13 protein-coding genes are annotated in these 13,844 nt (G+C 43.2%); 3 read left to right on the top strand and 10 right to left on the bottom strand.

What is annotated here, in order from left to right; translation table 11 throughout:
* Nucleotides 1–195 precede the first annotated feature (195 nt).
* Genes ACYVBM_RS03955 through purE form a run of 3 tightly spaced genes read left to right on the top strand, consistent with a single transcriptional unit; the run spans nt 196 to nt 2,615 of the window.
* Nucleotides 196–1,587: an alpha-L-fucosidase gene (locus tag ACYVBM_RS03955; protein ID WP_460684324.1), complete on the top strand. Its 1,392-nt coding sequence runs from the start codon at nt 196–198 to the stop codon at nt 1,585–1,587.
* Between the two features lie 16 nt (nt 1,588–1,603).
* Nucleotides 1,604–2,065, top strand: coding sequence for a hypothetical protein (locus ACYVBM_RS03950; protein WP_460684323.1), 462 nt, complete (start codon nt 1,604–1,606; stop codon nt 2,063–2,065).
* 37 nt (nt 2,066–2,102) lie between these two features.
* A complete protein-coding gene (gene purE / locus ACYVBM_RS03945) occupies nt 2,103–2,615 on the top strand; it encodes a 5-(carboxyamino)imidazole ribonucleotide mutase (RefSeq protein ID WP_460684322.1) in 513 nt (170 codons plus the stop codon).
* Here the strand turns inward: purE and bshC are convergent.
* The 10 genes from bshC to ACYVBM_RS03895 all read right to left on the bottom strand — a co-directional run bounded on the left by bshC (nt 2,612) and on the right by ACYVBM_RS03895 (nt 13,510).
* Nucleotides 2,612–4,216: a bacillithiol biosynthesis cysteine-adding enzyme BshC gene (bshC, locus tag ACYVBM_RS03940; protein WP_460684321.1), complete on the bottom strand. Its 1,605-nt coding sequence runs from the start codon at nt 4,214–4,216 to the stop codon at nt 2,612–2,614. The genes purE and bshC overlap by 4 nt on opposite strands.
* Before the next feature lie 216 nt (nt 4,217–4,432).
* Nucleotides 4,433–4,693, bottom strand: coding sequence for a GlsB/YeaQ/YmgE family stress response membrane protein (locus tag ACYVBM_RS03935; RefSeq protein WP_460684320.1), 261 nt, complete (start codon nt 4,691–4,693; stop codon nt 4,433–4,435).
* 110 nt (nt 4,694–4,803) lie between these two features.
* Entirely contained in the window at nt 4,804–5,796 is a 993-nt protein-coding gene (locus ACYVBM_RS03930; protein WP_460684319.1) for a chorismate synthase, read from the bottom strand.
* A gap of 261 nt (nt 5,797–6,057) precedes the next feature.
* On the bottom strand, nt 6,058–7,446 hold the full coding sequence (gene aroA, locus ACYVBM_RS03925) for a 3-phosphoshikimate 1-carboxyvinyltransferase (RefSeq protein WP_460684318.1): 1,389 nt from the start codon (nt 7,444–7,446) through the stop codon (nt 6,058–6,060).
* 118 nt (nt 7,447–7,564) lie between these two features.
* Nucleotides 7,565–8,581, bottom strand: coding sequence for a 3-dehydroquinate synthase (gene aroB, locus ACYVBM_RS03920; RefSeq protein ID WP_460684317.1), 1,017 nt, complete (start codon nt 8,579–8,581; stop codon nt 7,565–7,567).
* 68 nt (nt 8,582–8,649) lie between these two features.
* Nucleotides 8,650–9,270: a hypothetical protein gene (locus ACYVBM_RS03915; RefSeq protein ID WP_460684316.1), complete on the bottom strand. Its 621-nt coding sequence runs from the start codon at nt 9,268–9,270 to the stop codon at nt 8,650–8,652.
* Between the two features lie 24 nt (nt 9,271–9,294).
* Nucleotides 9,295–10,383, bottom strand: coding sequence for a chorismate mutase (locus ACYVBM_RS03910; RefSeq protein ID WP_460684315.1), 1,089 nt, complete (start codon nt 10,381–10,383; stop codon nt 9,295–9,297).
* 117 nt (nt 10,384–10,500) lie between these two features.
* Nucleotides 10,501–11,352 (bottom strand): prephenate dehydrogenase, encoded by an 852-nt coding sequence (locus ACYVBM_RS03905; RefSeq protein WP_460684314.1) that lies wholly within the window; start codon nt 11,350–11,352, stop codon nt 10,501–10,503.
* Between the two features lie 47 nt (nt 11,353–11,399).
* The gene (locus ACYVBM_RS03900) at nt 11,400–12,596 is read right to left on the bottom strand and encodes a pyridoxal phosphate-dependent aminotransferase (protein WP_460684313.1); all 1,197 of its coding nucleotides are present in this window, start codon (nt 12,594–12,596) and stop codon (nt 11,400–11,402) included.
* A complete protein-coding gene (locus ACYVBM_RS03895; protein ID WP_460684312.1) occupies nt 12,587–13,510 on the bottom strand; it encodes a prephenate dehydratase in 924 nt (307 codons plus the stop codon). The genes ACYVBM_RS03900 and ACYVBM_RS03895 overlap by 10 nt, the downstream gene beginning before the upstream one ends.
* Between the last annotated feature and the right edge of the window lie 334 nt (nt 13,511–13,844).

The following is a 13,844-nucleotide window of genomic DNA, read 5'->3' as shown; positions in this document are numbered from 1 at the left end:
ATTGTCAGACAGCTCTTTTTTTATTCATAACCGTTGGAGTTACTGCTATACATATTAGGCAGAGAAGTATAAATCCATACCCGGATAATCATAATTATGAATAAAAGTTTTGTTAGTTATTTTAGAAGCCGGTTATAAAGCCGGCTTCATTTTTAATAGTTTTACAATATGCGACCGTCCATACTTCTCCTCCTTGTGTTTTTTACAATATCCGCCCAGGCACAACATCAGGCCATCCACCCCTCCTCTGCCCAATACGAATGGCCAACAGATCCGTTGGTAAAACAAAAATTAGACAAATGGCAGGACCAGAAATTGGGCATGATCATTCACTGGGGCTTATATGCCGTGCCGGGCATTATGGAATCGTGGACCCTATGCTCTGAAGACTGGATATCCCGCGACAGCAACTCTTATTACGGCGATTATAAAAAATGGTACTGGGGACTGCAGAAAGATTTTAACCCCGTAAATTTCAACCCGGAGCAATGGGCCCGGGCAGCCAAAAGCGCGGGCATGAAATACCTGGTATTTACTACCAAGCATCATGATGGATTTTGCATGTTCGATACCAAACAAACCAGCTTCAGCATTGCCAACGGGCCCTTTAAAAATAATCCCAAAGCCGATGTAGCCAAATATGTGTTTGACGCTTTCAGGAAAGAAGGCATGATGATCGGCGCTTATTTTTCGAAGCCCGACTGGCATAATGAGCATTACTGGTGGCCCATGTATGAAACGGCGAATCGAAATAATAATTATGATATAAGAAAATTCCCGTGGCGCTGGGAGAAATTTAAACAATACACTTATAACCAGATCAACGAACTGATGACCGGTTACGGTGCAATGGATATTCTTTGGCTGGACGGTGGCTGGGTACGGCCGCGCGAAACGGTAAATGCTGAAGTATTGAGCTGGGGTGCGCCCATTCCTGATTGGAGCCAGGATATTGACATGCCCAAAATTGCAGCGATGGCACGTAAAGCGCAACCCGGCTTATTGATTGTAGACAGAACGGTACACGGACCATACGAGAACTACCAAACACCCGAACAACGCATCCCCGACCATAAAATTGATAACCCCTGGGAAAGCTGCATGACGCTGGGCAATGCCTGGGGGTATGTCCCTAATGAAATTTTTAAGCCTGCCTCAAAAGTTATTGCCAGCTTGATTGAAATTGTAGCTAAAGGTGGCAGCTTATTACTGGGCGTAGGCCCTTCTGCCGACGGCACTTTACAGCAGCCCGTCATAGACCGGCTTGCCGAAATCGGGAACTGGATGAACATTAACGGCGAAGCGATTTACCATACACGCACCACCCCTGTTTTTAAAGATGGTAATACATTTTTCACCCGGTCAAAAGACAGTAAAAAAATGTACGCCCTGATACCGGTAAAAGAAGGCGAGCCTGTACCATCAGTTGTGGAATGGAGCGGTAACATCCCGGCAAAAGGATCAAAAATGGTTTTGCTGCATACAAAACAACCCTTAAGATGGCGGGTGGAGAACGGCAGGGTAAAAGTTGTACTGCCCCAACCTTTAAACACTGTTGCGATCGCATTGGCATATACGTCTTCATAAGAATCAATCATTTTATATGAGCAAATTTGTTTGCATACTCTGGATTCCAGTGCTCGCATTATCCTGTAATAAAGGGAATAGCCTTGAAAATGACGAACGGGTTCCCTTCCCGGATAACCGTATTTTTGGAGAATGGAAATACACCGAAAATTATGTATCACCCGGTACTATATGGCATTGGGAAAAAGTAGATAACGGAGCAACGCTCACCATCAATGAAAATTACACTTATAAAATCGCCGGAAATGATAACGCAACATACTGGCCTTTTATGATATTGGGCGCGGAAGGAAAGCTGGGGGTGCGTACAAAAAGCATCTGGGGGTCAAATGCAACTTATTTTGTAAAACATGGAACTACAGACAGCGTATTTTTTCATCCTGTACGTATAAATAAAGATACTTTGGAGCTTGCCGGTTTTTGCATTGAAGGCTGTATATACAGGTTTATGAAAATCAATCAGCCAAAATACAAATAGATTTTGTACGCACCCGTTTTTTATGGTTCTTTGCAGTATGGCAACAGAAGTAGGCATCATAATGGGCAGCGACAGCGATCTGAACGTAATGCAGGCCGCAGCAGATATTCTAAAAGATTTAGACGTGACATACGAGCTGACAGTAGTTTCGGCGCACAGAACACCGCTGCGTATGGTGGAATATGCTCAAAAAGCAAAATCAAAGGGATTAAAAGTAATAATCGCGGGTGCCGGCGGTGCAGCGCATTTGCCTGGTATGATCGCCTCCATCACCCCACTTCCGGTAATTGGTGTGCCGGTAAAATCAAGCAACTCGATCGATGGCTGGGATAGTGTGCTTTCTATTTTACAAATGCCCAACGGTGTTCCTGTAGCCACAGTGGCGCTCAACGCTGCTAAAAATGCCGGTATATTAGCCGCCCAGATCATTGGTACAGCCAATGAGGCTGTTGGTAAAAAAATAGAGCAGTACAAAGCCAGACTGGAAAAGGAAGTATTGGAAAAAGTAACCCTGCTAAAAGAGAAAGGCTATACGAACAGCTTCGATTAAACTTCCTCTGCTATAACGAACGCCTGCTCTAAAGCATAGGAATGTTGGTACAGGGCGTCTATGAACGATGGGCCCCAGGCAGCATAATATGGAAGAATATTATCTATACGCTCCTGCAGGTTATTATTGGGAAACAGTTGTTCTTTTAAGGCTTCGATCTGGCGCATAGCGTCAGCATGGTTGCGTTTTTCTGCCCTCATCAGCTTTTTACCCACTTCCACCACCTTTTTTTCAGACTGTTTACGAAGCGCATATATATGTCCTTTCAAAGAGCTATCAATTGAGACTGCCTGTTCGGATAACTTATCGAATAACGACCCGAGAATGGATAGAGAATCGTTAACCTGAACATTATTGTCACTATTTCTTTTTACCCATTCAGCCTGTAACTGTAATTTATTTTTAAAAACATCCTGAGCTACGAATCCGAGCTTCGCTAACCGCTCGCCCTGCTTTTTATCGATCACCAAAAAGGAATTACGTAACACCAGCATCGGATAAGGTACTTTATAATGATTGAATATACCTTTCAGCTCTAACCAGTAAGCCAGTTCGCCGCCTCCGCCGATAAAAGCGATATTGGGCAAAATCATTTCCTGGAAAAGCCCCCGCAAAATCACATTAGGACTAAACCTTTCGGGATGGGAATGCAGTTCCTGTATCAGCTCCTCTTCATTAAAGCTGATATTACTGCCTACCACATGCCATTGCTCCGCTTTTTTTTCTATTCTCAGGCGGGCACCATCTTCTTTTAAATAAAAAAGATTAATGTTTCGGCCATGAGCCTGTACTTTATAGCCCGCTTCTGTTAATTGCTGCGTTGTTTCTTCAACAACCCGGGAAGCGTTCTGATGTAACAGCTCATCTTTGAATAAATCAACAGCTACTGATTTTAATGCGGCGTTATCCGGAATTACCACTACCAGGCCATATTTGCCGAAAAGCTCATTTACAAAACCCAGAGTGGCATTTTGTACCGATTCTCCCCTGGTATAAAATTTCTTTACTAGCGCCATAATAGCTTCACCGTGAGGAAGCACACCGATCTCCGAACTTATCCGCTGAATCAATTGCAGCAGGCTGTCATCCACCTTCATCCTGCCAACAGCTCCTGCCTGGGTGGTTTGCCAGGTAAGCTTTTCCCTGTTCAGCCATATATGACCCAGCTCATCCAGATCAGCATCTTCGCTGCCCATATAATATACGGGTACAAAATTATAACCCGGAAACTGTTCCCTGCAATAAGCAGCCAGCTTTACAGCGTGCAATATTTTATAAATAAAGTAAAGGGGGCCGGTAAAAATATTAGGCTGGTGGGCAGTGGTAATGGTATACGTAGTATCAATTTTCAGCAGCTCCAGGTGAGCAATAAGCGTTTCATGCTTATCCAGATTTTTATACTGGTCAAACAAAGTGTTCACCAGCAAATTCCTGTTTATTGGCTGGATCGCTTTCTCCTTCATACAATCTTCCAGAAATGCTTTCTCAGGAAAATACTGATAGAACGGCCTCAGTGCATCGCGTTCACCCAGGTAATCCAAAACAAGGCCGGAAAAAAAATGAGTTTGCGCATATGGGATACCTGTTGCTTTAAAATTCATACCGCTATTGGCTTATGCAATAAAACATTCCGCGAAAATCTATATCAGAATGTTTCATTCGACAAAAATAACAGCCGCTTTATTAGCGGCAGACAAAAACATAAATGAAAATACTATAACATTTTTATATTGAAATAGTTTTTAAACAGGAATAATTCCGGCAAACAAAAAACCACCTGCATGAAGGTGGTTGTATAAAAGAATTACACAACGTGATCAGGCTCGTTTTCGGGTAGCCATAGCATATAACCATAACAAAAGAACAGCGCCGCCAATAGCAAATACAAAACCTTTAAAAGTCCAGTTACCACTAATAGGGATGCCCAAAACCTGTGTGCCTATCCACCCCCCTACCAATGCACCGAGTATACCAATTATGATTGTAACGATCCAACCGCCCGGATCTTTTCCGGGGTGCAAGGCTTTAGCAATAGCTCCGGCAATCAAACCGAAAATGATCCAGGATAAAATACTCATAATTTTAAGTTTAAAAGTTTTTAAATATTTTACTACCCTAAAATACTAAAAACATGCCAAAGCTATCCTATAAAATATTTTATTCACATAATAATGCCCTGTAGAAAAGGCTAAACTATTCGTAGCACCCTGTTTTCCTGCATCATCAGGTCTGCCAGAACTATAGCTGTTGCAGCTTCTACAATAACCGGGGCTCTTAAAGCCACACATAGATCATGACGCCCCTTAACAGAAAAATCTTCCATAGTGCCGGTATCCCAGTTCAGACTGTGCTGTGCTTTGGGAGTAGAGGCAGTAGGTTTCACCGCTATTCTGAATACCAGCTCATTACCATTGGTTATTCCTCCTACAATACCTCCTGCATGGTTGGTGGCAGTGGTGCCCTGCATATTTTCAATAGCATCATTATGCTGGCTTCCAAACATCCTGGCAGCAGCAAATCCGCTTCCGAATTCTACACCTTTTACAGCAGGAATGGAAAACATGGCATGGGCCAGTAAGGATTCTACCGAGTCAAAATGAGGTTCTCCCAATCCAATGGGTAATCCGTTTACGCGACATTCTATAATGCCGCCCACAGAGTCTTTAGCATCGATCCCTTTTTGCAACCCCTTTTCCAGGTCGGCTTCTCCGGCTATCTCAATTACTTTAGCCTCGACAATGATCTCTTTCAACAGCTTCTTAGCGATCACACCGGCGGCCACCAGCCCCGTAGTCAGTCGCGCGCTGAAATGTCCGCCACCCCTGTAATCTTCAAAGCCGCCAAATTTTTTATGGGCTACGAAATCAGCATGCCCGGGGCGCGGGAAGCTGCGCTGCTTTTCATAATCGCCGCTTCGCGTATTCTTATTTTCAAAAAATATCATTACCGGGAAGCCTGTCGTCTTTCCGTTAAAAACGCCGCTCCTGAATATCGGGATGTCATCTTCCTTGCGCGGTGTAGCCCCCTTTTGTGTGCCACCTTTACGACGCTCCATATCGGGCAAAAAATCCGCTACGGGCACATCCAGGCCGGCAGGACAGCCATCAATAACCACACCTACTCCATCTCCGTGAGATTCGCCAAAAATCTGTACCCTGAAAATTCTACCAAATGAGTTCATAATGATCTTATTTAATCTTAATATAATGTACAATGTCAGATGTACGGTGTATGGGACGAACGATAAAGGCCGAAAGCTAAAAGCAGAAAGCCCGAGTTCACAAATCGTGTTAAGTTAAGTGTGAGTTGTCAGTAGTGAATAGTGAATAATTCCGTAGATATACCCACAACTGACCATTCACTACTCTCACTTTAAATGCGACAATTCTTTATGAGCATAACACCGGCAACCAGTATCTAAAACATACCGTACTCCGTACATCTAATCATTTACCTGTTTTGCAACGCTTTTCCAATCCAAGCCACTTCTCACTACTGCACCTAAAGATTGTATATGATCGTAAAAATCAGGATAGGATTTGTTCACTGCATTTGCTTCTTCAATCACGGTATCGCCAGCTGCCCTTAATGCTGCCACTGCACAAGCCATCGCAATACGATGATCGTGCCTGGAGTGCACCGGGGCGCCTTTTAATCCTTTGCCACCATGCACATACATCATATCTCCCTGCAGTTCTACCTGCAAGCTCATCTTGCCAAACTCCTGCTGTAAAGTTATACCCCTGTCGCTTTCTTTATGAGCCAGGCGGCTTACTCCCTTTATTTTTGTAATACCATCGCAATAAGCAGCCAGTGCTACCAACGGTGGGAACAGGTCGGGGCAATCCGTTGCATCAAACTCAAAAGCGTTCATAGCGGTTTTATGCAGCCGGATGCCTTTCGCATCTATAGCCATGCCTGCGTTGGCAGACATCAAGGCTTCGGTGATTTTTTTATCTGCCTGAGTACTGGCCATGCTTAAACCCCGAACGGTGATGTTTCCGGCAATGGCACCGGCTACCAGCAAAAAGGCTCCGCCGCTCCAGTCTCCTTCTACGGTGTAAGCCCCCTCCAACCCTCCTCCAAGAGGAGAGGTTTCCGAAGAACCGTAAGTAAATATAAACTCCTCATAATTTTTATTTTCAGGTACACGAAGGCCAAACTTTTTCATTACATCCAGTGTAAGATCAATGTAAGGTTTGCTTTTCAGGTTGTTCACCTTTATAGCAACCCGGTTATTTCCAGGGGCTTCTAAGTTTCCTCCTTTAAAAGACGGGGACGCTGCTGCATATGCCAGCAGTAACCCTGTCAAGAACTGTGAGCTTAATGATCCATCCACGGTAATATTTTTAGGCCGCAGCGGACCCTGGATCACCAGTGGCAGTTTCCCCTGGTTAGACTGTATATTTACTCCAACCTGGGGTAATATTTCATCAAAAAAATCCATAGGTCTGGTAACCAGGCTACCCTCACCATTAATAGTGATTGTATTACCGGTGAGCGCGGCCAAGGGCGTAAACATACGGATACTTAAACCACTTTCCCCGCAGTTAATAGTCGCCTCCGAAGCTGCTGTCAGGGAGGAGGCTTCCTTGTCAGCCCTGAAACCGGAACTATCAATTACAATTTCTTCGTTACCTTTTTCGATGGTGGCGCCTAATGCTTCAATGATACCCATTGCGGCTTTATCATCGTTACTATGTCCGGGATTATATATTACCGATTTTTTCGTTGCCACTAAAGCCGCAGCACAGGCACGCTGCATCGAACTTTTAGAGGCAGGCGCCAGTATATTTCCTTGTAGTTCTGACGGAGAAATGGTTATTTTCATTTTTCTTATTGTATTGCATTTACCGCCCGGAGGCGATTACATAATATATGCGAGGCGAGCCTGCCTGGTAGTGGATGCCGTGCATCGTTTCATTCAATAATCCTTTCGCAGAGCAATTTTATAATTTATTAATGATCTTTTCCAGGTGTTTCAATGGTAGGGGGAACACTACCGCTTTACCTATCTTTTCCAATAACACAAAATTCATTTCTTTTTGCACACGTTTTTTATCCATTGCCAATACCTCAAAGACTTTTTTCGCATTAAATTCAATAGTAACCGGCAACCGGTATTGTTCTATCAATGACCGAACTTTTTCTTTGCCGCTAAAGTCAATTAACTGTTCCGAGATCCGGCTGGCGTAAACCATGCCAATAGCTACTGCCTCGCCGTGCATCAGGCCATACTGCGTTTCTATGGCATGGCCAATAGTATGGCCAAAATTCAATAAACGCCTGTCTCCTTTTTCAAACTCATCTTTTTGCACTACCCTGGTTTTGATCATAGCGTTACGCTGAACTAAATCAGCCGTCAGTTGTTTATCTTTTACATAATCCTCCAGGTCGTGCTGCTCTAATTGTTTAAACATGGCGGCATCTTTAATGCAGGCATGTTTAATGATTTCAGCAAACCCGTTCTGCCATTCTTTCTGCGGTAAAGATTGCAGCAACGAAAGATCATGCAGCAAAAAAGAAGGTTGCCGGATAATGCCCACCATGTTTTTATACACCCCTACATCAATGCCATTCTTACCGCCAATAGAAGCATCTACCAAACCCAAGATGGTTGTAGGTACAAATCCGAAAGAGATACCACGCATGTAAACCGATGCTACATACCCTGTAAGGTCTGTAATGACACCGCCGCCCACTCCTACCAAAAGAGTTTTCCTATCGGCTTTATTTTCTATGAGCTTTAAAATAATTTCATCAACAGTAGATTGGTTTTTATGCGCTTCCCCTGCGGGGATCACAATGGTGTTAAAGCCTTTGAATTTGCTTTCGTGGGCTTTAATTATATTTTGATCTGTGATAAGAACAGTATGTTTCTTATCAATCATTTTACCCAACTCCTTTAAAGAGCTGTTGAAGTAGAAATCAGTTGATGCATTAGAAAACTTAAATGTATTATTCATTAAAAAAACTTATCCTAAACTATTTAGTATATAAAAAATACCCGATCTATATTAAAAACCAGAGACTGTTACTTTTTCTTGACATATACATACTTAATATTGTACCAGGCAACTTTATCATTTGTATTTAGTATATCACTTATGCTCTTAAAAAAAAGAGGGTTATTATTAAAATATCTTTCATTGTTTACCATTCCGTCATCATGCCCATTCTCAGCAAAAAGTAATGGTGGAGTTGATTTTTGAATACTATAGAAACACATATAGTGTGCTATCGTATCTCCCTTCTGATGACCGTACAATTGCCAAGAATCTGCATAACGATTCCATTGATAAATTGTATCGTTGCTCTTTTTAAACCGAAAATTATTTTTTTCATACTTATACGGCAGTTCAAAAATGGAATCTTTTTGAACTGCCAAATTATCATAATATCCGTCTTTAAGCTTAGTTGCATTCCAAAATAACTGTGGAGATGAAGTTGATGTTATATCAATGCCACCTCCCGGGGATCCGGCATAAGCTTTAAAATCCACAACTTCTTTCTTTAAAAAAACATAATCAATTCTCACTTCATTCTCAGGCAGTGGCTTTGTTTCAGATACGCCACTTCCATCATTTTTAGTGCATGAAATTAAGGCCAATAAGACCGAAATCATAAAAACCCAAATAGGCCATCCCCTTTTCATATATTAAATCTTAACGAATCAGGATTATGCGTCCAGCACCTGTTTCTGGCGGTTGATGCTTTCCAGGTGCACGGCATCTAAATATTTATTTAAGAAATCACGGCTCAGCCCCAGCTTTTCGCCCCGGGCAGCTGTTTTTTCAATAATCTCCTGCCAGCGGCCTGGCTGTAAAATAGTAATATTATTATCTTTTTTGTACTGCCCGATCTGGTCTGCAATTTTCATACGCTGGCCCAGTATCTGCAGCATCTCATCGTCCAAATGATTAATTTGCTGGCGCAGCTTTTCCAATGCCTGGTGGTATTCATTATTATCGATATCCTCTTTTCTCCAGATGATCTCCTCCAGCATTTCTTTCAGGCGGGCAGGAGTAACCTGCTGCTTGGCATCGCTCCACGCGTTATCCGGATCAATATGGCTTTCGATCATTAAGCCATCGTAATCCAAATCAATGGCTTTTTGAGAAACTTCCATGAGGGTATCGCGTTTGCCGCAGATATGGGATGGATCGTTGATAATGGGCAATTCAGGGTATTTCAGCTTCATTTCAATGGCAAGATGCCACATAGGCGCATTGCGGTACTGGGTATTTCCGTAAGAAGAGAAACCACGGTGAATAAGCCCCAGGTTCCTGATCCCGGCCCGGGCGATCCGCTCTACGCCTCCGGCCCATAGCTCCAGATCGGGATTGATCGGGTTCTTGACCAAAACAGGTACATCTACACCCCGTAAAGCATCGGCTACTTCCTGTACACTAAATGGGTTTACAGTGGTACGGGCACCGATCCAAAGGATATCTACATCAAATGTCAAAGCATCCTGAACCTGTTTTCCTGTGGCCACTTCAACAGCAGTGGGCAAACCGGTAAGCTGTTTCGCTTTTTGCATCCAGGGCAGGCCTTTAGCGCCGATCCCTTCAAACATACCGGGTTTGGTACGGGGCTTCCAGATACCTGCACGTAACACATTAACCTTACCGGTTTCGGCCAGTTGACGGGCTGTTTCCAGCACCTGCTCTTCGGTTTCTGCGCTGCAGGGCCCGCTTATAATTAACGGACGCTTGGCCCATACCTCTTTCAGTGTTTTTTCTGTTGTTGCTTGCTGAGTGCTCATTATCATTTATTATTGATGTTATTTAATAACCGGAAGAATTTGCTTTGATTTTTATTCCTTATCTGGCGAAATACTGAAGATTATTCAACTATTTCACCTTCCGGCAAATGTACTTTTTTATTTAATGATTCTGTTTATTTTGTTGGCATCTGTTATGAGAGCCTGTAAATTTTCCTGGTCGCTGCTGGCTATATAGTCCTTAAACCTGGTAAGCTGGTCAATATGCTCTGTTAATACATCAAGTATATTATCCCTGTTCTGCAAAAAGATAGGTACCCACATAGCCGGGTTGCTTTTGGCAAGGCGAACAGTACTTTCAAAACCTGCCGAAGCGATCTGAAAAATAGCGCTTTCCACTTTTTCCTTCTCCAATACAGTGTTGGCCAGTGCAAAAGATGTAATATGTGAAATATGGCTCACATAGGCAACGTGCAGGTCATGAGCCTTGGCATCCATATCCACCAGGCGCATGCCTATTTTGGTATACATTTTTTCTACCCATTCCACAGCATCGGCATCACTGTCCTTCCTGTTACATATAATAACCGCCTTCCCTTCAAAGGCCCCGCGTACAGCAGCTTTGGGGCCACTATACTCGGTACCCCACATGGGATGGGTAGCTACATAACGTCCCCGGTTAGGATGATGTTGTACGGCCGTAATAACGTCAGATTTTGTAGAGCCCAGATCTATCACTATCTGGTGAGTGATTTTATCCAGTACTTCTGGCAGTAAGCGTACCTGTACATTCACAGGCACGGCCATCACGATCACATCGGCTTCCAGTATCGCTTCGTCTAGTGGTAAAATTTCATCTACCAACTCATATTCCAATGCCTGCTCTGCATGTTTCTGGCTCGCTTCTACGCCAATCAACCTGGATGAAAGTTTTTTTTCGTGCAACTGCAACGCCATCGATCCGCCAATGAGCCCTACCCCTATTATCGCTATTTTTTTCCTGTTGTTCATTTTATGAACCATGATTTATGTGGTTAAAGATTACCATGGCAACTTTATCAACATTTAAACTTTAAACTTTTCTGCACTCTATCAATCGCTTCATCAAATCTTTCTACCGAGCCGCAGAGGCTTATCCTGATATACCTTTCACCGGCGCTGCCAAAAATACCACCCGGTGTAATGAACACATCAGCCTGGTACAGTACTTCATCTGCTATTTCATAGCAGTCTTTATATCTCGCAGGAATGCGTGCCCAAACAAACATTCCCACCTGGTCTTTAGAATAGGTAGCGCCTAACAGGTCCAGCAACCTGAAAACTTTTTCTCTTCTTTCCCTGTATATAGCATTTACTTCGTCGTGCCATTCCTTTCCTAAAGTCAGGGCTTTAGCTGCAGCAAGCTGCAGGGGCAGGAACATACCACTATCCATATTGCTCTTAAAGCGAAGTACTTCATTAATCCTGCCTGCTGCGCCGCAAAGCACGCCTACACGCCACCCGGCCATATTGTGTGATTTGCTCAACGAGTTCAGCTCGATCACCACATCTTTTGCCCCCTCAACGCTTAACAGGCTAACCGGCTCTTCGTTCAGGATAAAACTGTAAGGATTATCATGGATAATTAAGATACGATGTTTTTGGGCAAAAGCTACCAGTTGCTCAAATACTTCCATAACAGGCTTCTGACCGGTAGGCATCTGAGGATAGTTCACAAAAAGCAGTTTCACAACTCCGCTCCCGCTCTCCCCTTCTTTTGAAAAGGAAGCAATCAGTTGCGCTATCTGATCAAAATCCGGCTGGTAATTATTTTCTTCCTCCAGGTTGTAATGGAGACAGGTTCCCCCTGCTATGGTAACATTACTCCGATAAGTAGGATAACCGGGATTAGGTACCAGAGCGGCGTCTCCCTCGTTCAGATAGGTCATGCAGATATGCATAATGCCTTCTTTACTCCCAATCAGGGGTAAGATTTCGGTATCCGCATCCAGTGAAACGCCATACCAGTTCCGGTACCAGTCTGCAAACGCCTTACGCAATACAGGGCTTCCTTTATAATTCTGATACCCATGCACATCAGGTTTTTGAGCTTCTTCGAACAAAACTTTTACTACATCCGGGTGCGGCGGCAGGTCGGGGCTGCCTATGCCCAGGTTTAATACCTTTTTCCCCTGTTTATTCAGCTCATCTATTTCTCTCAGCTTTTTTGAAAAATAGTACTCACCAACGCCCTGTAATCTTTTTGCTATTTCCATATACCTTTATTATAAATACCGTAAATTTTAATATCCTCTGTAAGTGGCGTGATCTTTCGGATCACCTTTTCAAAAGCCTCCATACTGTCAAATTCCATATCTGCATGAAACTGGTATTTAAATTCCGATCCCGGAATGGGGAAGCTCTGTAGCTTTGTAAGGTTCACGCTATGAATAGCGATGACGCCCAAAACCCTCGCCAGCGAGCCTTCTCTATGTATTGTTTGAAAATTTACGGAGGCCTTGTTTCCTGTTTGCGGTGCTTCTACATCTTCGGGCCTTTTCAGAACCAGGAAACGGGTATAATTCTTTTTTAAGGTCTGAATTTTAGGGGCGATTATATTGAGCCCGTAAATATCCGCAGCCAGGCTGCTCGCGATAGCCGCAATATGTTTACTTTTATATTGCGCAATATGCCTGGCGCTTAAAGCAGTGTCGTCGCTTTCTACCAGCTTCCATTTATACCGGTCTAAAAATTCATAGCATTGCTGCAATGCCATCGTATGGGAATGTACTTCTTTTATATCTTCCAACCCTACTCCGTGATTGACCAGCAGGTTCTGATGGATCTGCATATATATTTCTCCAACAATCCTCAGGTTGCTGGCCTGTATCAAATTATAATTAGGTAATATACTTCCTGCGATGGAGTTTTCGATAGCCATGATACAGCCATTGGTCCTGTCTTTGTCTTTAGCAGCAGCTATCACCTCTTTAAAGGTAGTACAACATTCCACGCTTATACTTTTCCCAAAAAAATAATTAGCAGCCTGTTGGTGAAAGCAGCCCTCAACGCCCTGAATGGCCATGTGCGGTATGTTACTTGCCTGTATTTCCGGCACAGAACCGATTTGAACAGCCGTGTCAGCACCTTCATGTTCTACCGGTTTATTATTTAGCTTCTGTTGTTCCATTTTTATATTCTTTACAGCACGCTCTTTTAGAGCAGCAGCCTGGGTTTAGCGACCACTAAAAAAGTCCCGGCTATTTTCGCCGGGACTTCCTATGTTGAGTTTTTTCTGTTTTGTTTGAGTTCAACTATAGCATACCCGGCCTCATTTCAAAAAAGAAGCTAAAATAAAAGCCGGTAAAGAATTTTGCTGTACTCATTGCGGAGCAAATTTATAAGATAAAAATTAATAGACAAAAAAAATTTACACAAATATTGGAGCCTGCTATTTCATTTTAAAGACTATTTTTTTAAACGTAGCTTTTGAGCGGAAGTAAATCCTTCAATCAAATTGCTTA

Source organism: Niabella aquatica (genome assembly GCF_054779315.1).
The sequence above is the reverse complement of the archived record's forward strand: the minus strand, read 5'-3'. Positions and strand labels throughout refer to the sequence as shown.